The organism is Erwinia pyrifoliae DSM 12163 (assembly GCF_000026985.1).
GTDB classification, from domain to species: domain Bacteria; phylum Pseudomonadota; class Gammaproteobacteria; order Enterobacterales; family Enterobacteriaceae; genus Erwinia; species Erwinia pyrifoliae.
The window spans coordinates 1,189,925-1,211,166 of sequence record NC_017390.1; the positions used below are offsets into that span (position 1 = coordinate 1,189,925).

Sequence of the window (21,242 nt, forward strand, 5' to 3'; positions counted from 1 at the left end):
TTGATGCATAGAATTTCAGTCATAGACTCTCATACGGGTGGAGAACCCACTCGTCTGGTCATTGACGGCTTTCCCGATCTCGGACGAGGTTCGATGTCGGAACGACGTGATTTGCTTGCCAGAGAATACGACAGATATCGCCGCACCGTCATTCTCGAACCCCGTGGCAATGATGTCCTGGTAGGGGCTTTACTCTGCCCCCCCGTCTCGCCGGATGCTTGTGCCGGGGTGATTTTCTTCAACAATAGCGGCTATCTCGGAATGTGTGGCCACGGCACCATCGGGCTGGTGCGCTCCCTTGCCTGGATGGGGAAAATCTCTCCCGGCGAACACAAAATTGAAACCCCGGTCGGTGACGTGCTGGCCGTGCTGCATCAAGATCTCTCCGTCAGCGTGCGCAACGTTGCCGCCCGGCGTTATAAGCAGTCGTTCTCCCTTGAGGTGCCAAAATTCGGCAGGGTAACCGGCGATATTGCCTGGGGGGGGAACTGGTTCTTTCTTATCAGCAATCACGGGCTGGCGGTACAGCGCGACAACCTCGCACAGTTAGCCGAATACTGCACTGCCGTTCAGAAGGCGCTGCTGATGCAAGGGATATTTGGCGATGACGGTGCGCCTGTCGACCACATTGAGCTGTTTGCAAGCGATGCCATCGCCGACAGTCGCAGCTTCGTATTATGCCCGGGGGGGGCGTACGATCGCTCCCCTTGCGGCACCGGCACCAGTGCCAAGCTGGCCTGCATGGCTGCGGATAACCAGCTGGCTCCTGATACCGTCTGGCGCCAGGCCAGCGTGATCGGCAGCGTATTTGAAGCCTGGTACCGGCCACTGGTAACCGGCATTGAGCCGGTCATACGCGGTGTGGCTTCCATCTGCGCCGAGACCACGCTGGTGATTGATGACAACGATCCCTTTGCCTGGGGGATACCCTAATGTCGGCCCGCGAGGCTGCTGAAGTCATTGTTATCGGCGGCGGCATTGTCGGGGCCTGCTGCGCGTGGACGTTGGCCAATGCCGGTCTGAAAGTCATAGTCATTGACGCCGGCTTGCCCAACGCTACGTCGGCGGGCATGGGTCATCTACTGATCCTTGATGACAACTCTGCCGAGCGCGATCTGACGCGCTATTCGCTGAAGCGTTGGAAAGAGATAAGCCACGCCTTGCCTGAGGCGGCGGCATATCGCAGAAACGGCACGTTGTGGATGGCCGCCAATGAAGAAGAGATGGCGGTGGCCGAAGAAAAATATCATCTGTTGCGCCAGCTGGGAGAAGAGTGCGATCTGCTCAAAGCAGAGCAGGTTACTCAGGCCGAGCCTGCCATCCGTCATGGTTTAAAGGGAGGTCTGCTGGTCAAAGATGACGGGATTTTGTACGCGCCCGTGGTCGCACAATGGATGTCAGATCATCCCCAGATCAAAAAGGTGCACGGGCGCGTTGTCGACATCAACGAACCTTATGTCGTCCTTGACGATGGCAGGCAGTACCGGGCCGGACATATCGTCCTTGCCAATGGCATTCAGGCGTCAGAACTGCTAGCCGAATTACCGCTGGTGCCAAAGAAAGGGCACCTGCTGATCACCGATCGCTATCCGCACGGCATCACCCGAACGTTAGTTGAACTGGGCTACGTCACCCGCGCTCACCATGCCACCGGGTCGTCTGCCGCCTGCAATATCCAGCCGCGCCCGACCGGACAGCTTTTAGTGGGATCAACCCGTCAGTTCGATAGCGTTGATCCTGCCGTTGAGCCGTGGATGCTCAGCAAGATGGTGCGCAGAGCCTGTGAGTATGTCCCCGCTCTTAAAGAGATGAACGCGATCCGTACCTGGACAGGATTCAGGGCCGCCTCACCCGACGGTTTGCCGCTGATAGGGCGCCATCCGGTACGCTGCGGCCTGTGGCTTGCGGTGGGGCACGAAGGGCTGGGCGTGACCACGGCCACCGCCACGGCGGATCTGATTAAAGCCGCCATTTTTCAGCAACATCACCAGCTGGATGCCGGGGCGTATTTACCCGACCGTTTCTTATCCGGAGGCTAGTCACATGATCGCACTGTTTATCGACGGCGCGCCCGTCACGGTAGTGGATGGCGCCAGCGTGGCGGCGGCATTGTCGCAGGTTGCCGACGGCTGTAGTCGCACCTCGGTCACCGACCAGCGCCGCGCCCCGTTTTGCGGTATGGGCATCTGCCAGGAGTGCCGGGTCAATATTGACGGCAGGCGCAGGCTGGCTTGCCAGACATTGTGTACCGAAGCGATGGCGGTGATAACCCATGAATAAGCTTGCCGCCAACGTACTGATTATCGGAGCAGGTCCCGCCGGGATGGCGGCGGCCATCGCGGCGGCCAGCACGGGTGCTGATGTGCTGGTGATTGACGATAATCCCCGACCCGGTGGACAAATCTGGCGCGCTGGTCCGGGAAGCCGTTTACCCCGTGTGGCGCTGAAGCACCTGGAGAATTTTTTGCACGACCCGCGTATCAAGCTGCTGCCGCAGACGCGTTTGATTATGCAGGTTGCGCCTGAGCAGTTCCTGCTGGAAACCCCCGACAAGGCGCTGCAGGTGACGGCCGGTCGCCTGATTATCTGTAGCGGGGCGCGTGAACTGTTTATTCCCTTTCCGGGTTGGACATTGCCTGGTGTGACCGGTGCCGGCGGATTACAGGCGTTAATTAAGTCGGGGTTGGATGTCAGCGGCCAGCGTGTGGTTATCGCCGGCAGCGGGCCACTTTTGCTGGCCAGCGCGCATTCGGCAGGCAAGCAGGGCGCGAAGGTGGTGCAAATCTGTGAGCAGCAAAACATCAGGACGCTAAGCCGGATGCTGGCACAACTTTGGCGCTGGCCCGGAAAAGTCGCCCAGGCGTTAGCGCTGAGCAATCTGCACTATCGACCCGCCAGCTATGTGGTATCTGCGCACGGCGAGGGCAAGCTGGAATATGTGATGATCAACCAGCGCGGGCGTCTCAGAAAAGTGTATTGCGATCGTCTTGCCTGTGGCTATGGATTACGGCCTAACGTGCAGATTGCGCAGCTCCTTGGGGTAAACACCGCCAGGGGAGCGGTGGTGGTGAACAGCGACCAGCAAACCACATGCGCACACATCTACGCCGCCGGGGAATGCACCGGCGTGGGCGGGAGTGAATTGTCGCTTGCCGAAGGATTTATTGCCGGGTTCCAGGCAATCGGAGCCTGGCAAAAATGTGCTCCCTGGCGCCAGGCCAAATCAAGCTGGTCACGCTTTGCTGGCCTGTTGCAGCAAACCTTTGAGTTGGATGAACGGCTTAAAACGCTGGTCACCGATGAAACCATCCTGTGCCGCTGTGAAGACGTTGCGTTCGGCTCCGTGAAAAATGCTGCCGGCCTGAAGCAGGCCAAAATGCAAACCCGGTGCGGGATGGGGGCCTGCCAGGGAAAAATTTGCCACGCTTCACTCGGCTGGCTGAAAAACTGGTCAGCGGAACAGGCTCGTCCACCGATCGTAACGGCCCGGCTGGAAACATTGTGCCTGCCGGATGACACTCCACCTTACCCACTGAAAATACAGGAATAAGCTTATGAACATTGATGGTCAGAACTTTATTGATGGAAAAAGAAGCAGTCAGGGTGACGCAACGCTGACCAGCTTTGATGCGCAAAGCGGTGAAGCGCTGCCTTACCGCTTCTGGCAGGCGACCGAAGAAGAAGCGGAGCAGGCATGCCTTGCAGCCCGGCGTGCCTTTGCCGAATACCGCTCGACCTCTGCAGAACAGCGTGCGGTTTTTCTTGAAGCCATCGCCGACGAACTGGACGCGCTGGACGACGCGTTTATCCGGCTGGTGATGCAGGAAACGGCGCTGCCGGAAGCACGCATTCGCGGTGAGCGTGCGCGCACCAGCGGGCAAATGCGCCTGTTTGCCCAGGTACTGCGCCGTGGTGATTTTTTCGCTGCGCGCATTGACTGCGCTTTGCCCGACAGAAAGCCGCTGCCGCGCCCGGACCTGCGCCAGGCCAAATTAGCCATCGGCCCGGTTGCGGTCTTTGGTGCCAGTAACTTCCCGCTGGCGTTTTCCACTGCGGGAGGCGATACCGCTTCAGCCCTGGCCGCAGGCTGTACGGTGGTGATGAAGGCGCACAGTGGACATATGGCCACTGCGGAGCGGGTTGCCGCAGCCATTGTGCGCGCTGCCGAGAAAAGCAGCATGCCCTGCGGCGTATTCAATATGATTTACGGCCGGGATATTGGTGCGACCCTCGTCAAGCACCCGGCCATTCAGGCCGTCGGCTTCACCGGTTCACTGAAAGGGGGACGAGCTATCTGCGATATGGCGGCAGCACGCCCGCAACCCATTCCGGTGTTTGCCGAAATGAGCAGCATCAACCCCGTTGTCCTGCTGCCGGGCGCGCTGGAAAAGCGTGGGGAGAAGATAGCGAGGGAATTTACGGACTCTGTGGTGGTTGGTTGTGGCCAGTTCTGTACCAACCCGGGCATGATTATTGGCATCCGCTCTGGCGCGTTTGACCGCTTCCTTAATGAGATGAAAAACAATATTAGCGCCAGCCCACGACAAACGATGCTTAATCGCGGCGTTTTACATAGCTATCGACAGGGGCTTAACGCGTTTCATCAGCATAACGGCATCACCTGGCTGGCAGGGCAGGATCAGAACGCTCAACAGGCCAGCGCGCAGCTTTTCCAGGCCGAGGCCAGGCTGCTGATGCAGGGCGATGCTCTGTTACAGGAAGAGGTATTTGGCCCTGTCACCATTGTGGTACAGGTCAGTGATGAAGCGGAACTACAGCAGGTTCTCAACGGTCTGCGTGGTCAGTTGACCGCGACGTTAATTGCCGAGCCGGAGGATGTGAACGCCCACCCGCTGCTGGTGCCCCTGCTGGAACAAAAGGCAGGGCGTTTGCTGGTGAACGGTTATCCTACAGGCGTTGAAGTCTGTGATGCCATGATCCACGGCGGTCCTTATCCGGCCACCTCCGATTCACGCGGCACCTCGGTTGGCACGCTGGCCATTGAGCGTTATCTGCGCCCGGTTTGTTATCAAAACTACCCGCAGCAGTGGCTGCCAGACGCCCTGAAAGATGGAAATCCGCTTGGCATTATGCGCCTGGTGAATGGCTCACTGACGCGTGACGCCATCCGGGGGGATAAATGAAAATCAGCATCGATGACGCCAGGCAACTGGTAAAAACTATCCTGTTGAAAGCCGGTTTTGATCAGGCTAATGCGCATGCGGTGATGCAAACCCTTGTCGCCAGTGAAATTGACGGCTGTACGGCTCACGGCCTGTGGCGCACCCTCGGGTGCGTCAGAACCCTGCATAATGGCAAAGTGATACCCGATGCCCGGCCGCAGGCCGATAGCCTTGCGCCCGGTTTGGTCAGGGTCGATGCGCAAGGGGGATTTTCCATTCTGGCGTTCGAAACCGGCCTGCCTTATCTGGTCGATAAAGCCAAAACGCAGGGCATCGCCGCCATGTCGATCAACCACTGCGTCCATTTTTCGGCATTATGGCTTGAAATTGAACGCGTAACGGCGGCAGGGCTGGTGGCGCTGGCCTTCACGCCCAGTCACGCGTGGGTCGCGCCAGCGGGGGGAACCGTACCGGTGTTTGGCACCAACCCGATGGCCTTCGGATGGCCGAGAAAAGAGGGGGAGCCATACGTCTTCGACTTCGCTACCAGCGCGGTGGCGCGAGGAGAAATTGAACTCCATCGCCGCGAGTACAGGTCTATTCCGCAGGGGTGGGGCGTAGACAGGCAGGGCAATAGCTGTACCGATCCGGCAGAAGTGCTCGATCACGGGGCGATGCTGACGTTTGGCAGCCATAAAGGCTCGGCGTTGTCGACGATGATAGAGCTGCTTGCCGGCCCGCTGATTGGCGATCTGACCAGCGCCGAGTCGCTGGCTCACGACGCGGGCAGCAAGTCTTCACCGTATCACGGTGAGTTACTGATAGCTGTCGATCCCGAACGTTTCCTCGGCGATGCGGTTGCGCAGCATGTTGCCCGTGCGGAAAATCTCTTCGCATCGGTGGTAGAGCAGGGGGCCAGATTACCCTCGCAGCGCCGCTATCAGGCGAGAAAACAGAGTTTGACGCACGGGCTGGAGGTTTGCGATTCGGTCTATCAGGACTTACTGCAATTAACCTGAGTCACGCATATCCGTCTTCAACAGGTCAATGTATCACCTGTTGAAGATCTCCCTGTTGCGGCTACTGTTCCGCTCATGCCAGCAGGCTGTTTTTCAGGCCGATAACGCATCATTGATGATTGGCAGGTCATTACGGCTGCCCCATTCACCCCAGGAACCGTCATACAGCGCGATGTTTTTCACCCCGAGGCTGGCTAATGCCAGAATCACCACCGCCGCCGTAACGCCAGAACCGCAGCTGGCGATCACCGGCTGCGCCAGGTCCACGCCCTGTTGACTGAAGATTGCCCGCAGTTCGTCGGCGGGTTTTAACCGCCCGCAGGCGACCAGCGTGTTCCAGGCAACGTTCAGGCTGCCAGGAATACGGCCACGATGCAGGCCGGGACGCGGCTCATCGACTTCTCCGTGAAAGCGGTTGGCGGCGCGGGCATCAACAATCTGCGCACCGCCCTCATGGCTGACCAGCAGCACGTCGGTTGTGCGCTTGATCTCGCCGTAGCCCACAACCGCTTCAAACTCCGCTTCTGCCACATCGACCGCGCCACTGGACAGCGGCAGCTGCGCTTTTTGCCAGCCAGCCAACCCGCCGGCCAGGATCGATACCCGCTCCACGCCAAAATAGCGCAGCATCCACCACGCGCGCGGGGCTGAAAACAGATTGCCTTCGTCGTACACCACCAGATGTTTAGCACTGTTAATGCCCAGCTCGCGCATCGCTACCGCAAAGCTCTCGGCGCGCGGCATCATATGTGGGTAAGGGCTGGTGTGATCGGACAGCGCTTCAATATTGAAAAACGGTGCACCCGGCAGGTGAGCTGCCAGATATTCGGCGTGGACGTCGCGTGTTTTTTCCTGCCCGGGAGGCAGCATACGGGCATCCAGCATCTGCAGGTCGTTATCGCTCAGATGCTGTGCCAGCCAGTCGGCGGATACAAAAAAAGAAGGTGTGGTCATTGCTGCCTCATTGTCAGTCACGTTTGACGCAGTGTCAGCGATTTTTTTCGCTATCACAAGGTGAATTACGCTCGATCCACTCAGGCTAATATACGGCTGCGCAACGGGTTGTGAATAACATAAGCCGGGCGGAAAGAGGCTCTTTCAGACCGGTTTCTGGCATGGCCTGGCGCTCCCTACTGACAGCCTGATAAACAATATGCTAACGCCCTTATTTCAGACAGTTCCCCGGTGGCTTTTCTGTTCATCTGTCGTGCAACTGCGTAAAATAGCCGCAGAAATGGGGGGATTTGGTGCGATGCGCGGCGGAATTTTCGATAAATTATGGAAACTCAGATAGTCATCCATGGCTATGCCCCCTATAATCCGCGGCCACTTTCCCGGTTTGGGACAGGTTTTTACGGCTAAACTCGAAAAATAAAACAGGGGTTCACATGACTATTGAGCGTACGTTTTCTATCGTTAAACCGAACGCAGTGGCAAAAAACGTTATCGGTGCCATTTTTAACCGTTTTGAAAGCGCTGGCTTCAAAATTGTTGGTAGCAAAATGCTACACCTGAGCAAAGAGCAGGCCGAAGGGTTCTACGCAGAACATCAGGGCAAACCGTTCTTTGATGGCCTGGTTGAATTTATGACTTCCGGCCCGGTGGTGGTTTCCGTACTGGAAGGCGACAACGCCGTGCAGCGCCATCGTGACCTGATGGGAGCAACCAACCCGGCTAACGCCCTGGCGGGCACGCTGCGTGCTGATTACGCCGACAGCTTCACCGAGAACGCAACACACGGTTCTGATTCAGCTGAATCTGCCGCGCGCGAAATCGCTTACTTCTTCGGCGAAGGCGAAATCTGCCCACGCACCCGTTAATACGGCTGCCTGACGGCGAAGGGGGCAAAATTATTTTGGTCTGCCGCTTTAACCCTTCATAAGTCATGAGTACAATAATGCGCCCCGCCAGTTCATTCTGCGGGGCGTTTCTCTTTAATTCACTCAAAACCCAGTGCCATAACGTGTAACAACGAGGCCAGAGAATATTATGTCAGAACTTAATGTGACGCCGTCGTCCGTACCACCTGTAACCACCATCCCGAAAAAAGAAAAAATCAACCTGCTGGATCTCAATCGTCAGCAGATGCGCGAGTTTTTTGCCAGCCTGGGTGAAAAGCCGTTTCGTGCCGATCAGGTGATGAAGTGGATCTACCACTACTGCTGCGATGATTTCGATGAGATGACCGATATCAACAAGGTTTTCCGCAACAGGCTGAAAGAGCTGGCGGAGATCCGCGCGCCGGAAGTGGCAGAAGAGCAGCGTTCGGCGGATGGCACCATTAAATGGGCCATCCAGGTGGGCGGTCAGCAGGTAGAAACCGTTTACATTCCGGAAAAAGACCGCGCCACGCTGTGCGTCTCTTCCCAGGTGGGTTGCGCGCTGGAGTGTAAATTCTGCTCGACGGCGCAGCAGGGCTTTAACCGTAACCTACGCGTGTCGGAAATTATTGGTCAGGTATGGCGCGCAGCAAAAATCATCGGCGCGGCCAAAGTGACCGGCCAGCGTCCCATCACCAACGTGGTAATGATGGGCATGGGGGAGCCGCTGCTTAATCTGACCAACGTGGTGCCAGCGATGGAAATCATGCTCGATGATTTCGGTTTTGGCCTCTCGAAGCGGCGCGTCACGCTGTCCACCTCCGGCGTGGTTCCGGCGCTGGATAAGCTGGGTGATATGATTGATGTCGCGCTGGCGATTTCGCTGCATGCGCCGAATGACTCAATTCGTAACGAAATTGTGCCGATCAACAAAAAGTACAATATTGAGACTTTCCTGGCATCCGTCAGCCGCTATATTGGCAAATCTAACGCTAACCAGGGGCGTGTTACTATCGAGTACGTGATGCTCGATCATATTAATGACAGCACCGATAACGCGCACGAACTGGCGGCATTATTGAAAGACACCCCGTGCAAGATTAATCTGATCCCGTGGAATCCCTTCCCTGGTGCGCCTTATGGTCGCAGTTCGAACAGTCGCATCGATCGCTTCTCTAAAGTGTTGATGGAATACGGATTTACCACTATTGTGCGTAAGACCCGTGGTGATGATATTGATGCCGCCTGTGGCCAGCTGGCCGGAGACGTTATTGACCGCACCAAACGCACGTTGAAAAAGAAAATGGCCGGTGAGGCCATCTCTGTGAAGGCGCTCTGAAAACAGCGCTTTTTCCCTGTTCACCACTGTGATCCCAGTGAGATTGGCGTACGATAAGTAGCCATTGTTACCAGGGAGAACAGGGATGAAAACAGGGAAGCTGGCCGCTATGCTGCTGCTACTGTTGGTGGGGTGCCAGACCTCACCGCAGCGCCACGTAAGGGTTGAAACGCGCATCCAGCTGGGCCTGGCTTATCTGTCCAAAGGGAATATGGATGCTGCACGCAGAAATTTGCAGCGTGCGCTCAGTCAGGCTCCGGATGATTATCGCGTTCAGCTGGCGATGGCGCGTTACCAGCAGCAGACGGGCGATCGCAGCAGGGCAGAGCACCATTACCATCGTGCACTGGCGCAGGCGCCTTCAAACGGCTATGTACTTAATAATTACGGTGCGTTTCTCTGCGGATTAGGGCAGTATGATGCGGCACAGCGCCAGTTCAGCCTGGCCAGAAAGGATTCCGCAAACGGACTGCGTGCCGACAGTGTTGAAAATTCGGGTTACTGTTTTTTGAATGCCGGTCAGCAAGAAAAAGCGCGTCAAGCGCTGGTGGATGCGGTGCAGACCGATCCAACTAAGGGACTGCCCATGCTGGCAGAAGCCGCAAGGCGATTGGGAAAAGGGAGACGCTCAGAATCGCGTCTCCTGTTAGATGTTTATCAACACAACTTTCCTGTTTCTGCGGAAAGTTTGTGGTTAGAGATTCGCTTCGCCGCCCAGGCAAAACGGCCCGCTGATGTACAACATCACGGGGCGCAGCTTGCGCAAATTTTTCCACAATCGATACAGTACCAGCATTTTTTAGCTAATGAATACTGAAGCCACTCAAGACAAATCGAACGTAAATTCAACAGGCGAGCGCCTGCGCAGCGCCCGTGAACAGATGGGACTGACTCAGCAGAATGTTGCTGAGCGCCTCTGCCTGAAACTTTCCACTATTCGAGATATTGAAGAGGATAACTCGCCTGCCTCACTGGCATCGACATTTCTGCGCGGCTATATCCGCTCTTACGCCCGGCTGGTTCGCGTGCCGGAAGAAGAGCTGCTACCGATGATGGCTAAACAAGCCCCGGTCAGAGCCGCCAAGGTCGAAATGATGCAAAGTTATTCCCTTGGTAAACAACGCAAGAAGCGAGACGGCTGGTTGATGATTTTGACCTGGCTGGTGCTGTTTGTGGTGCTGGGGTTGACCGGTGCCTGGTGGTGGCAGAATCACAAAGCCGCTCAGGCCGATTTGGTGTCGATGGCCGATCAAAACGCCTCGGTTGACGGAAATAATCATCAGTCGATTGCGCTAACGGATAGCAATGCCAGCAGTAGCACCGCTGGCGGCGTGCAAACTGCCGTTCCGTTGGATAACACGCCAGCGACAGATAACAGCATCACGCCTGATGCAGCGCAAAATAACGGCAGCACGCCAGCACCTGTTGAAGAAAGCAGCAACTTATCACCAGCTGCTAANGCTAATGCTAATGCTAATGCTAATGCTAATGCTAATGCTAATGCTAATGCTAATGCTAATGCTAATGCTAATGCTGCCGCACCATCGGATAATGCGCAGCCGGTTGCCATTACCCCGCCGCAGGCAGCGGCTGATACCAATAGCCTGGTGATGAACTTTTCGCGTGACTGCTGGCTGGACGTGACCGATGCGACGGGCAAGAAATTGTTCAGCGGCATGCAGCGCAGCGGAGGTCAACTCAGTCTGGCCGGAAAGGCACCTTACCGGTTGAAGATTGGCGCTCCGGCCGCCGTAGAGATCGAATACCAGGGTAAACCTGTCGATTTGAGTCGTTTTATCCGTACTAACCAGGTTGCCCGCCTGACCGTAGGTGCGCAATAACGCATCTTCTCTGGTCGCGAGTAATTGTGGAGAAAGCATATGCATAACGAAGCACCCATTATCCGCCGCAAATCAAAGCGCATTTACGTCGGCAAGGTGCCTGTGGGCGACGGCGCGCCTGTCGCCGTTCAGTCCATGACCAATACCCGTACTACCGATGTTGCCGCGACGGTCGCTCAGATCAAAGCGCTGGAACGCGTTGGCGTGGATATTGTGCGCGTGTCCGTACCCACGATGGATGCCGCAGAGGCTTTCCGTCATATCAAGCAGCAGGTTAATGTCCCGCTGGTCGCTGATATCCACTTTGATTATCGCATTGCCCTGAAAGTCGCCGAGTATGGCGTTGACTGTCTGCGTATCAATCCGGGCAATATCGGTAATGAAGAGCGTATTCGCAGCGTTGTTGACTGCGCCCGCCATTACAACATCCCAATTCGTATCGGTGTGAACGGTGGTTCGCTGGAAAAAGACCTGCAGGAAAAATACGGTGAACCAACGCCGCAGGCGCTGGTGGAATCGGCTATGCGTCATGTCGACCACCTTGAACGGCTCAATTTTGATATGTTCAAGGTCAGCGTAAAAGCTTCAGACGTGTTCCTCGCCGTTGAGTCATATCGCCTGCTGGCAAAACAGATCGAGCAGCCGCTGCATCTGGGGATCACCGAAGCCGGTGGCGCTCGCGCCGGGTCAGTCAAATCAGCGATTGGCCTCGGCCTGCTGCTGTCTGAAGGCATTGGCGATACATTACGTATTTCGCTGGCGGCCGATCCGGTTGAAGAAGTCAAAGTGGGCTTCGATATCCTCAAATCACTGCGTATTCGTTCGCGCGGCATTAACTTTATTGCCTGCCCGACCTGTTCACGTCAGGAGTTTGACGTGATTGGTACGGTCAATGCGCTTGAAGAGCGCCTGGAAGACATCATCACGCCGATGGATATTTCCATTATAGGCTGTGTGGTCAATGGTCCCGGAGAAGCCACGGTTTCAACCATGGGCGTGACCGGTGGCAGCAAGAAAAGTGGTTTTTATGAAGACGGCGTGCGTCTGCGCGAACGTTTGGACAATGACAATATGATCGACCAGCTGGAGGCGCGCATTCGTGCTAAAGCCACCATTCTGGACGCAGCACGCCGGATTGATATCCAGCAGGTTGAAAAATAATTGAACAGCATTGTGTCTGGCCTCTGTCGTTGGCCAGACGTAATCGGCGCAGGCAGTTTTACCGTGACAGCGCAACAGCGGGAGCGTAACGCAGTTATGTAACGATTATTCACCTGTTTCAACCGCGCTTTAGTTGTTAACGTGATGAATAACGGATTCGGGCGCTGCCCGGTATGTCATGGGCCGTAAACCAGCCTGCGCATCACCAGATGAAAGAGAATATTTAGTGGCGAAGAATATCCAGGCCATTCGTGGCATGAACGACTATCTGCCGGCTGAAACCGCCGTGTGGCAGCGCGTAGAGCAGATCCTTAAGCAGGTACTGAGCAGCTACGGTTTCAGTGAAATTCGTATGCCGATTGTAGAGCAGACCCCGTTGTTTAAGCGCGCTATCGGTGAAGTCACCGACGTGGTTGAAAAAGAGATGTATACCTTCGACGATCGCAACGGTGAAAGTCTGACCCTGCGCCCGGAAGGCACCGCCGGCTGCGTGCGTGCGGGCATCGAGCACGGTCTGCTGTACAATCAGGAGCAACGTCTGTGGTACATCGGCCCGATGTTCCGCTATGAACGCCCGCAGAAAGGCCGCTATCGTCAGTTCCACCAGATTGGTGCCGAAGTGTTTGGCCTGCAGGGGCCGGACATTGATGCCGAACTGATTATGATGACCGCCCGCTGGTGGAAAGCATTGGGTATTGCTGACCATGTGAGGCTGGAGCTTAACTCCATCGGCTCGCTTGAAGCGCGAGCGAACTATCGCCATGCGCTGGTCGCCTTCCTTGAGCAGCATGTTGAGGTGTTGGATGAGGACTGTAAACGTCGCATGTACTCCAACCCGCTGCGCATGCTGGACAGCAAAAATCCTGATATCCAGGCATTACTGAACGATGCCCCGACTTTGGGGGATTATCTGGATGACGAATCGCGCGAGCATTTCGCCGGGCTGTGTCGCCAGCTGGATGCGGCCGGCATCGCTTATCGCGTCAACCAGCGTCTGGTGCGCGGTCTCGATTACTACAACCGCACGGTATTTGAATGGGTGACCGACAGCCTGGGTGCCCAGGGCACCGTCTGTGCCGGTGGCCGCTACGATGGCCTGGTTGAACAGTTGGGTGGCCGCGCCACGCCAGCTGTCGGTTTCGCCATGGGGCTGGAGCGCCTGGTGCTGCTGGTGCAGGCAGTTAACCCGGAATTTGAACCGACGCGTGTTGTCGATGTCTATGTTATCGCTTCGGGTCAGGGCGTACAAAGTGCGGCGCTGCTGCTGGCTGAACAGCTGCGCGATGCGCTGCCGGAACTGAAGCTGATGAGCAATTTTGGCGGTGGTAACTTCAAGAAGCAGTTCGCCCGGGCAGATAAGTGGGGCGCGCGTATCGCGCTGGTGCTTGGCGAAGATGAAGTGGCCAATGGCCAGCTGGTTTTCAAAGATTTACGTAACGGCGAGCAGCAGACCCTGGCGCAGCGTGATGCAGCAACCACGCTGGCGGCACTGTTACAGCGCTAAGCCTTAAGGCGAGCACGATTTAAAGGAGTAGTATTGCGTGGAAGTGTATAGCAACGAACATGAACAGACAGATGCGCTGAAAAATTTCTTTGCCCAGAACGGCAAAGCGCTGGTCGTCGGTGTGGTATTGGGTGTCGGTGCCTTAATTGGCTGGCGTATCTGGAGCAATCACCAGGACAGCGGATCGCGCGAAGTCTCTGCCGCCTATCAGCAGGTAACCACGGCGCTGGATGCCAGTAAACCCGCATCGATTGCAGCGGCAGCGCAGTTTGCCAGCGAAAACAGCAATACCTACGGAGCGCTGGCTTCACTGGACGTGGCAAAACGTTATATTGATAACAATCAGCTGGATAAAGCCGCTGAACAACTACAAAGCGGTCTGAAAAATACCCAGGACGCGAATCTACAGGCAGTGCTGAATCTGCGTCTGGCACGTATCCAACTGCAGCAGAAGCAGCCGGATGCGGTACTGAAGACGTTGGATAGCGTCAAGGGCGATGGCTGGGCGACTATCGTTGCAGACGTGCGCGGAGAAGCGCTGCTCAGTAAGGGTGACATCCAGGGCGCACGCGATGCGTGGAGCAAAGGGATCGCTTCTGATGCGTCATCGTCGCTGAAAGAGATGCTGCAAATGAAAGTGAATAATCTGCCGGGCTGATACAGCTAAATGATTCAAGTTCAGGGCGGTGCTCAGTGATGGGCACGGCATCAGCCACCGCCCTCCGGCTTGAAATATACCGTGTTTAGCTCTATAAATTTGGCCTGCACAGGCACAAGAGGAATTTCATGGAATTGCGTAAGTTACTTCTGCCGGGACTGATGTCAGTCACCCTGCTCAGCGGATGTTCATGGTTCAGCGGTGAAGAAGATGTTGTCACCATGTCACCACTACCAACGGTGCAGAATCAGTTCGAACCGAAAAAAGTCTGGAGTACTTCCGTCGGGGATGGCGTGGGTGATTTTTACTCTAATCTGCACCCGGCCTGGGCAGATAACACCATTTATGCCGCCGATCGCCACGGTACGGTGAAAGCGCTGAATTCTGGCGATGGCAAAGAACAGTGGAAAGTTGACCTGTCTGAAAGAACCGGTTTCTTCTCCAGCAATATCCCTGCACTATTGTCCGGTGGCCTGACCGTTGATAGCGGCCGTGTTTACCTTGGCAGTGAACGCGCCCAGGTTTTTGCGCTGAATACCAGCGATGGTTCGATTGCCTGGCAGACCAAAGCGGCGGGTGAAGTGTTATCCCGTCCGGTGGTCAGCGATGGCCTGGTGCTGGTTCATACCAGCAACGGCGTGTTGCAGGGACTCGATCAGTTAAGCGGTAACGTCAAATGGTCAGTCAACCTTGATGTACCCGCACTGAGCCTGCGTGGCGAATCTGCACCGGCCAGCGCATTCGGTGCGGCCATTGTCGGTGGCGACAACGGTCGCGTCAGCGCGGTGATGATGAATCAGGGCCAGATTATCTGGCAACAGCGTATCTCACAGCCGAGCGGCGCTACCGAAATTGACCGTCTGGCCGATGTCGATACCACTCCGGTCGTGGTCAATGGCGTGGTCTATGCGCTGGCCTATAACGGCAACCTGACGGCGTTGGATCTGCGCTCCGGTCAGATCCTCTGGAAACGTGAAATTGGCTCGGTGCACGATATGATCATTGATGCCGGTCGTATCTTCCTGATCGATCAGGATGACCGCGTGATGGCGCTGAACGCCGAAGGCGGCGTCAGCATCTGGCGTCAGAGCGATCTTCTGCACCGCAACCTGACTTCACCGGTACTGTATAACGGTTACCTGGTGATGGGTGACAGTGAAGGCTACCTGCACTGGATAAACACCGACGACGGTCGTTTTGTCGCCCAGCAGAAGCTGGACAACTCCGGTTTCCAGACTGAACCTGTGGTTGCCAGCGACAAATTGCTGATTCAGTCGAAAGACGGCGAGGTTTACGCGATTACGCGTTAAGCCGCCTTGGTATCACTACCCGTTCGTTTTCGCCTGCATGACGGCTCTACGAGCAAGTGTAAACGGCTCCTGATTAGTCAGGAGCCGTTTTGTTTTTCTCCCGGCGTGTTATCCTAAGCGCCATCGGCCTGCGCCTTGCGTCAGATCAACTGCCTGCGGGCAGCGAAAACTCTTCGCAGCCAGGCGCTTATTATTTAGTTATGAGGCTTCAATATGGTACCTGTGGTCGCGCTGGTCGGGCGTCCCAATGTGGGAAAATCCACCTTGTTTAACCGCTTAACGCGCACGCGAGACGCGCTGGTAGCAGATTTTCCCGGGCTTACCCGAGACCGCAAATACGGTCGCGCCGAAATAGAAGGGCGCGAATTTATTTGTATTGATACCGGCGGTATCGATGGCAACGAAGAGGGCGTGGAAACCCGTATGGCGGAACAGTCACTGCTGGCGATTGAAGAAGCCGATGTGGTGCTGTTTATGGTTGATGCCCGCGCCGGGCTGATGCCGGCCGATGTGGCTATCGCTAAGCATCTGCGTTCGCGTCAGAAGCCCACGTTTATCGTGGCCAACAAGACTGACGGCCTGGATGCGGATTCGGCGGTAGTGGACTTCTGGTCACTCGGACTGGGTGAGATCCATCCGATTGCCGCCTCCCACGGGCGCGGCGTAACCAGCCTGCTGGAGCTGGTACTGCTGCCGTGGATGGATGAAGTCGCCCCTGAGCGCGAGCTGACCGAAGAAGAAGAAAACGAAGCCTACTGGGCCGCACTGGCAGCAAAAGAAGCCAAAGCCAACGGTGAAGAGACGGCGGAAGAAGATGACTTTAACCCGCTCGATCTGCCGATCAAGCTGGCTATCGTTGGTCGCCCTAACGTTGGTAAGTCGACGCTGACTAACCGTATTCTCGGTGAAGACCGCGTGGTGGTCTTCGACATGCCGGGCACGACGCGTGACAGCATCTATATCCCGATGGAGCGTGACGGGCGTGAGTATATCCTGATCGATACCGCCGGGGTGCGTAAGCGCGGGAAAGTAACGGAAACCGTCGAGAAATTCTCTGTAATCAAAACGTTAAAGGCGATCGAAGATGCCAACGTGGTGATGCTGGTTATTGATGCTCACGAAGGTATTTCCGATCAGGATCTCTCCCTGCTGGGCTTTATCCTCAACAGTGGCCGCTCACTGGTGATCGTGGTTAACAAGTGGGATGGGCTGTCACAGGAAGTGCGCGATGAAGTGAAAGAAGCGCTGGATTATCGCCTGGGCTTTATCGACTTCGCGCGCATTCACTTTATCTCTGCCCTGCACGGCAGCGGCGTGGGTAATCTGTTTGAATCGGTGACCGAAGCTTACGACTGTTCAACGCGCCGCGTTAACACCTCGATGTTAACGCGTATCATGCATATGGCGGCTGACGACCATCAGCCACCGCTGGTGCGTAGCCGCCGCGTGAAGCTTAAATATGCTCACGCCGGGGGCTATAACCCGCCGATTGTGGTGATCCACGGTAATCAGGTCAAAGATCTGCCGGATTCCTACAAGCGTTATCTGATGAACTATTTCCGTCGTTCGCTGGACATCATGGGAACGCCGATCCGTATCCAGTTCAAAGAGGGTGATAACCCGTACGAAGGCAAACGCAACCTGCTGACGCCTAACCAGCAGCGTAAACGCCAACGCTTAATGAGCCACTTGAAAAAGAACAAACGCTGATGCGCATGGGGGCTGATGCCGATTGTTCAAGCGTGAACTGAACGGCTGAAAGGCTCTGCACGCCGGCAATAATCCGCCATCTCCCAGGATGGCGGATTTTTTTATGTGGCTTAGCGAAGTGACAGATGCCGTTCTTACATAACAACGTCGAATTTGTGCCGCCCGCTTCAACGCAGCAGCTTTTCCACGCGGTCGGGGTAAACCCATTCTTTTATGCCGGCGACTTCCCTGGCCAGCCGCGCGTAAAGCGTTGTTGTGGCCCCGTAAGCCCGCCATGCATCCTCTGCATCAAAGTGGCCAAAGGTCTGATCGAGCTGTAGCCATATTTCCTCTCCGGCCCAGCCCCGCATGCCTTTCCCACCGTGCCAGACGTCTGTTAACCCCCCGCTATCAACCAAGGCGTGCCATTCGATCATCTCCAGCAGCAGTTCCTTCATTGTCCAGTCACGCTGTTTGACAAGGAAAAGCTCGTTGCGGGCGAGGTAGCCGGGTACATGAAACGCTTCAAACCAGAACTCTTCCACACGCTGGCAAAAATGCGCTTCTGTGGGGATGGTGCGAGTGGACCCGGTCAATATGGCGGCAGGTAAGCGTTGCGCCAGATTATCCTTATCCATCACTAGCCGGTAGCCGCGCTGATACAGAGGATCCAGTTGGTTATCAGCAGCCATACGAGTCAGGCGTGACAAGCCCGCGAGGGTAAAATCGACTTTTGTCCTCCCTTCGAAAATCACCAGCCGGGTTGGCCATTGCTGGTCATCTTCAGCGTCAAGATGTAAAACGGTGATAGTTTCCCCGATGGCACCGATCCAGCCATCGGTGACGGCCAGCAAGTGCGGCTCACGCGCTATTATTTCAATATCGATATCGGAGAATTCATCCGCGAGGCCGTCAGCCCTTACCAGGGATCCGGTTTGCACCAGCGCACGCACGTTATCGGTGTTGCTGGCCCACTGTTGTATCTTTTCCAACAGGTAACAACGCTTTGCTTCTGTCTCTGTCACTTTTGCATCCTCGGCTGATAATGGGGTCTTATTGTCGACAATACGCATCTGCTTTGGGGAAATGCCCTTACTGACAATCAATCATTTTGTGACAGGAGTGAATTAAACGTTACCCATAATGCCCATATTGTTAATTTACTGTTTTTTTACATTATGAACCTGGTGGTACAATTCTGCTGCTTGCCAATATTGCTGGTCACGCCGGGCGTGTGTCGGCCATGCTTGCGCAAAAAGGAGGGCGATTCAGCCCCAGGTCAGTTTCAATCAGATAAGGTTTTACGTTAAATCGGCCTTATTTCCACCAGGAGTATTTTGTATGCCTCAAATACGCGCCGGGTCCTCTAAATGGCTGGGCTTAGGGTGTTACGTGCTGGGTGTTATGTTACTGGCAACCGGTCTTTACTTTGTCATCGGCGGCGGTAAGCTGGTCTCACTCGGCGGTAGCGGTTATTTCGTCATTGCCGGTGCCTTCACCGTTCTTTCCGCCATCCAGTTTTTCCGCCGCCGCTCTTCTGCGGTAGTGATTTTTGCCCTGGTGTTTATTGGCTCGGCTATCTGGGCCGTGCAGGATGCCGGCGTTGATTTCTGGCCGCTGGTTTCCCGCCTGATGATCCTTGCCGGCATGCTGCTGCTTGCGCTATTGACTTACCCGTCGCTGCGCCAGCGCGAAGCGCGCACCAGTCGAGCCAAAGTTGCCTATGGCCTGAGCGGCATTACGGCGATCGGCCTGCTGGCTACTACTTATGGCATGTTCCAGCCGCACCCGACCGTGCCCTCTGACGGACGGGAACTGCCGCTGGTTGCGGTTGATAAATCTGCCGAACAGAAAAACTGGGATAACTACGGCAATACTGCAGGCGGAAGCCGCTTTGTCGCGCTGGATCAGATCACCCGCGATAATGTGCAAGATCTGAAGCCGGTATGGACTTATCACACCGGTGATACGCCTGAAAGCCCGACCGGTAACGGTGCGGAAGATCAGCAGACTCCGTTACAGGTCGGCGATCGTGTCTTCCTCTGTACCCCGCACAATAACGTGATTGCGCTGGATGCAGACAGTGGTAAGCAGATGTGGAAAACCGAAATCAATGCGCATTCTGAGGTGTGGAACCGCTGCCGTGGCCTGGCCTATTTTGATGCCGGTAAACCGCTGCAGCAACCCACCGTACCGGACTCCACGCCGGTCACGCCGGTTACCCTGGCGGCGGGTGACAGCTGCCAGCGCCGTATTCTGATGAACACCATCGATGCGCGTCTGGTGGCGATCAATGCTGACAATGGCGAGCTGTGCCAGCACTTCGGCAACAAGGGGTTTGTTGACCTGAAAGCCGGTTTGGGCGACGCCAGCGAACCCAAATATCAGCTGACCTCCGCTCCGACACTGGCCGGAACCACCGTGGTGGTCGGCGGCCGCGTAGCGGACAATGTGCAGACCGATATGCCTGGCGGCGTGCTGCGCGGTTTTGATGTCGTCAGCGGTGCCATGCGCTGGGCGTTCGATCCGGGCAATAAGAACCCTAACGCCCTTCTGCAGGACGGCAAGAACTATGTTCGCAGTACGCCGAACTCATGGGCGCCAATGTCTTACGATGCGGCGATGAACACCGTGTTTCTGCCAATGGGCAGCTCTTCAGTCGATCTGTGGGGGGCCAACCGCAACGCGCTTGACCATAAATACGGCGCTTCCATTCTCGCGCTGGACGCCACCAGCGGTAAAGAGAAATGGGTGTATCAGACCGTGCATAACGATCTGTGGGATTTCGACATTCCGATGCAGCCAGGCCTGATCGACTTCCCGCAAAAAAACGGCAGCAGCAAACCAGCGGTGGTGTTTGGCACCAAGGCCGGACAAATTTACGTGCTGGATCGCCTGACCGGCCAGCCGCTGACCGAAGTGAAAGAGGTTCCGGTTAAGCGCGGTAATATCCCCAACGAGCAGTACACGCCAACCCAGCCGAAATCCGTTGGCATGCCGCAGATCGGCGCGGAAACGCTGAAAGAGTCGGATATGTGGGGAGCCACGCCGTTTGACCAGCTGGCCTGCCGCATTGGCTTTAAATCGATGCGTTACGATGGCCTGTATACCGTCCCGGGTACCGATGTCTCCTTAAGCTTCCCGGGATCGCTGGGCGGCATGAACTGGGGCAGCCTGTCGACCGATCCAAACCATCATTACATCTTCGCTAACGATATGCGTCTTGGCCTGTGGGTGCAGATGCTGCCGGCAAAAGCCGATGCAAAAGCCAGTAATGGCGGCGAGTCGGTCAATACCGGGATGGGGGCCGTGCCGTTAAAAGGCACGCCTTATGCGGTTAACAAAAACCGCTTTATGTCCCCGCTGGGCATCCCATGTCAGAAACCCCCTTTTGGCACGCTTTCTGCAATCGATCTGAAAACACAGAAGGTGGTGTGGCAGGTTCCGGTAGGAACGGTGCAGGATACCGGCCCGTTTGGCATTAAGATGCATGCTCAGATTCCGGTCGGAATGCCAACGCTGGGCGGCACGCTGGCCACTCAGGGCGGCTTGGTGTTTATCGCCGGGACTCAGGATTACTCTCTGCGCGCTTTCGATACCTCAACCGGTAAAGAAGTGTGGAAAGCCCGTCTTCCGGTCGGAAGCCAGGGAGGGCCGATGAGCTATAAATCGCCAAAAACCGGCAAGCAGTACATCCTGATCTCTGCGGGCGGGGCGCGTCAGTCGCCGGATCGTGGTGATTATGTGATTGCCTACGCGCTGGATAAATAAGCAACAT

18 protein-coding genes are annotated in these 21,242 nt (G+C 56.1%); 16 read left to right on the forward strand and 2 right to left on the reverse strand.

Annotated features, from left to right (window positions below; genetic code table 11):
- The first annotated feature begins 3 nt into the window (after positions 1 to 3).
- Genes EPYR_RS05315 through EPYR_RS05340 form a run of 6 tightly spaced genes read left to right on the forward strand, consistent with a single transcriptional unit; the run spans position 4 to position 6,142 of the window.
- Positions 4 to 933, forward strand: a complete 930-nt coding sequence (locus EPYR_RS05315) for a 4-hydroxyproline epimerase (RefSeq protein ID WP_014538670.1) — start codon at positions 4 to 6, stop codon at positions 931 to 933.
- Positions 933 to 2,039 (forward strand): NAD(P)/FAD-dependent oxidoreductase, encoded by a 1,107-nt coding sequence (locus EPYR_RS05320; RefSeq protein WP_012667386.1) that lies wholly within the window; start codon positions 933 to 935, stop codon positions 2,037 to 2,039. Before EPYR_RS05315 ends, EPYR_RS05320 begins: the two co-directional genes overlap by 1 nt.
- A gap of 4 nt (positions 2,040 to 2,043) precedes the next feature.
- A complete protein-coding gene (locus EPYR_RS05325; protein WP_012667387.1) occupies positions 2,044 to 2,280 on the forward strand; it encodes a 2Fe-2S iron-sulfur cluster-binding protein in 237 nt (78 codons plus the stop codon).
- Entirely contained in the window at positions 2,273 to 3,550 is a 1,278-nt protein-coding gene (locus EPYR_RS05330) for an NAD(P)/FAD-dependent oxidoreductase (protein ID WP_012667388.1), read from the forward strand. Before EPYR_RS05325 ends, EPYR_RS05330 begins: the two co-directional genes overlap by 8 nt.
- Before the next feature lie 4 nt (positions 3,551 to 3,554).
- The gene (locus tag EPYR_RS05335) at positions 3,555 to 5,144 is read left to right on the forward strand and encodes an aldehyde dehydrogenase (NADP(+)) (RefSeq protein ID WP_012667389.1); all 1,590 of its coding nucleotides are present in this window, start codon (positions 3,555 to 3,557) and stop codon (positions 5,142 to 5,144) included.
- Positions 5,141 to 6,142, forward strand: a complete 1,002-nt coding sequence (locus EPYR_RS05340; protein ID WP_012667390.1) for an Ldh family oxidoreductase — start codon at positions 5,141 to 5,143, stop codon at positions 6,140 to 6,142. The genes EPYR_RS05335 and EPYR_RS05340 overlap by 4 nt, the downstream gene beginning before the upstream one ends.
- A gap of 93 nt (positions 6,143 to 6,235) precedes the next feature.
- Here the strand turns inward: EPYR_RS05340 and sseA are convergent, their stop codons facing one another.
- Positions 6,236 to 7,096 carry a 3-mercaptopyruvate sulfurtransferase gene (gene sseA / locus EPYR_RS05345; RefSeq protein ID WP_014538671.1) on the reverse strand — a complete coding sequence of 287 codons (861 nt, stop codon included), beginning with the start codon at positions 7,094 to 7,096 and terminating at the stop codon, positions 6,236 to 6,238.
- Positions 7,097 to 7,530: 434 nt separating this feature from the next.
- Here sseA and ndk point away from each other — a divergent pair, with 434 nt between their 5' ends.
- The 9 genes from ndk to der all read left to right on the forward strand — a co-directional run bounded on the left by ndk (position 7,531) and on the right by der (position 17,485).
- Positions 7,531 to 7,962: a nucleoside-diphosphate kinase gene (gene ndk, locus EPYR_RS05350; RefSeq protein ID WP_004159115.1), complete on the forward strand. Its 432-nt coding sequence runs from the start codon at positions 7,531 to 7,533 to the stop codon at positions 7,960 to 7,962.
- A gap of 169 nt (positions 7,963 to 8,131) precedes the next feature.
- Positions 8,132 to 9,301 (forward strand): dual-specificity RNA methyltransferase RlmN, encoded by a 1,170-nt coding sequence (gene rlmN / locus EPYR_RS05355; protein ID WP_012667392.1) that lies wholly within the window; start codon positions 8,132 to 8,134, stop codon positions 9,299 to 9,301.
- Between the two features lie 85 nt (positions 9,302 to 9,386).
- On the forward strand, positions 9,387 to 10,118 hold the full coding sequence (pilW, locus tag EPYR_RS05360) for a type IV pilus biogenesis/stability protein PilW (RefSeq protein ID WP_012667393.1): 732 nt from the start codon (positions 9,387 to 9,389) through the stop codon (positions 10,116 to 10,118).
- Positions 10,108 to 11,142 (forward strand): cytoskeleton protein RodZ, encoded by a 1,035-nt coding sequence (rodZ, locus tag EPYR_RS05365; protein ID WP_014538672.1) that lies wholly within the window; start codon positions 10,108 to 10,110, stop codon positions 11,140 to 11,142. Before pilW ends, rodZ begins: the two co-directional genes overlap by 11 nt.
- Before the next feature lie 39 nt (positions 11,143 to 11,181).
- A complete protein-coding gene (gene ispG / locus EPYR_RS05370) occupies positions 11,182 to 12,303 on the forward strand; it encodes a flavodoxin-dependent (E)-4-hydroxy-3-methylbut-2-enyl-diphosphate synthase (RefSeq protein ID WP_012667395.1) in 1,122 nt (373 codons plus the stop codon).
- A gap of 226 nt (positions 12,304 to 12,529) precedes the next feature.
- On the forward strand, positions 12,530 to 13,807 hold the full coding sequence (gene hisS, locus EPYR_RS05375; RefSeq protein ID WP_012667396.1) for a histidine--tRNA ligase: 1,278 nt from the start codon (positions 12,530 to 12,532) through the stop codon (positions 13,805 to 13,807).
- A gap of 37 nt (positions 13,808 to 13,844) precedes the next feature.
- Positions 13,845 to 14,465: a YfgM family protein gene (locus tag EPYR_RS05380; protein ID WP_012667397.1), complete on the forward strand. Its 621-nt coding sequence runs from the start codon at positions 13,845 to 13,847 to the stop codon at positions 14,463 to 14,465.
- A 128-nt stretch (positions 14,466 to 14,593) separates the two neighbouring features.
- Positions 14,594 to 15,775: an outer membrane protein assembly factor BamB gene (gene bamB, locus EPYR_RS05385; RefSeq protein ID WP_012667398.1), complete on the forward strand. Its 1,182-nt coding sequence runs from the start codon at positions 14,594 to 14,596 to the stop codon at positions 15,773 to 15,775.
- A 213-nt stretch (positions 15,776 to 15,988) separates the two neighbouring features.
- Positions 15,989 to 17,485 carry a ribosome biogenesis GTPase Der gene (der, locus tag EPYR_RS05390; RefSeq protein ID WP_012667399.1) on the forward strand — a complete coding sequence of 499 codons (1,497 nt, stop codon included), beginning with the start codon at positions 15,989 to 15,991 and terminating at the stop codon, positions 17,483 to 17,485.
- 167 nt (positions 17,486 to 17,652) lie between these two features.
- On the opposite strand, the gene EPYR_RS05395 is transcribed toward der, so the two are convergent.
- Complete coding sequence (locus tag EPYR_RS05395) at positions 17,653 to 18,489, reverse strand: aminoglycoside 6-adenylyltransferase (protein ID WP_041474096.1); 837 nt, start codon at positions 18,487 to 18,489, stop codon at positions 17,653 to 17,655.
- A 316-nt stretch (positions 18,490 to 18,805) separates the two neighbouring features.
- On the opposite strand from EPYR_RS05395, the gene EPYR_RS05400 reads away from it, so the two are divergent.
- Positions 18,806 to 21,235: a glucose/quinate/shikimate family membrane-bound PQQ-dependent dehydrogenase gene (locus tag EPYR_RS05400; protein WP_012667401.1), complete on the forward strand. Its 2,430-nt coding sequence runs from the start codon at positions 18,806 to 18,808 to the stop codon at positions 21,233 to 21,235.
- Positions 21,236 to 21,242 lie beyond the last annotated feature (7 nt).

What these genes read in the sequence shown, in the direction of transcription:
- EPYR_RS05315 (WP_014538670.1), top strand. Translation starts at nt 4, where the DNA reads ATGCATAGAATTTCAGTCATAGACTCTCATACGGGTGGAGAACCCACT.
- EPYR_RS05320 (WP_012667386.1), top strand. Translation starts at nt 933, where the DNA reads ATGTCGGCCCGCGAGGCTGCTGAAGTCATTGTTATCGGCGGCGGCATT.
- EPYR_RS05325 (WP_012667387.1), top strand. Translation starts at nt 2,044, where the DNA reads ATGATCGCACTGTTTATCGACGGCGCGCCCGTCACGGTAGTGGATGGC.
- EPYR_RS05330 (WP_012667388.1), top strand. Translation starts at nt 2,273, where the DNA reads ATGAATAAGCTTGCCGCCAACGTACTGATTATCGGAGCAGGTCCCGCC.
- EPYR_RS05335 (WP_012667389.1), top strand. Translation starts at nt 3,555, where the DNA reads ATGAACATTGATGGTCAGAACTTTATTGATGGAAAAAGAAGCAGTCAG.
- EPYR_RS05340 (WP_012667390.1), top strand. Translation starts at nt 5,141, where the DNA reads ATGAAAATCAGCATCGATGACGCCAGGCAACTGGTAAAAACTATCCTG.
- sseA (WP_014538671.1), bottom strand. Translation starts at nt 7,096, where the DNA reads ATGACCACACCTTCTTTTTTTGTATCCGCCGACTGGCTGGCACAGCAT.
- ndk (WP_004159115.1), top strand. Translation starts at nt 7,531, where the DNA reads ATGACTATTGAGCGTACGTTTTCTATCGTTAAACCGAACGCAGTGGCA.
- rlmN (WP_012667392.1), top strand. Translation starts at nt 8,132, where the DNA reads ATGTCAGAACTTAATGTGACGCCGTCGTCCGTACCACCTGTAACCACC.
- pilW (WP_012667393.1), top strand. Translation starts at nt 9,387, where the DNA reads ATGAAAACAGGGAAGCTGGCCGCTATGCTGCTGCTACTGTTGGTGGGG.
- ispG (WP_012667395.1), top strand. Translation starts at nt 11,182, where the DNA reads ATGCATAACGAAGCACCCATTATCCGCCGCAAATCAAAGCGCATTTAC.
- bamB (WP_012667398.1), top strand. Translation starts at nt 14,594, where the DNA reads ATGGAATTGCGTAAGTTACTTCTGCCGGGACTGATGTCAGTCACCCTG.
- der (WP_012667399.1), top strand. Translation starts at nt 15,989, where the DNA reads ATGGTACCTGTGGTCGCGCTGGTCGGGCGTCCCAATGTGGGAAAATCC.
- EPYR_RS05400 (WP_012667401.1), top strand. Translation starts at nt 18,806, where the DNA reads ATGCCTCAAATACGCGCCGGGTCCTCTAAATGGCTGGGCTTAGGGTGT.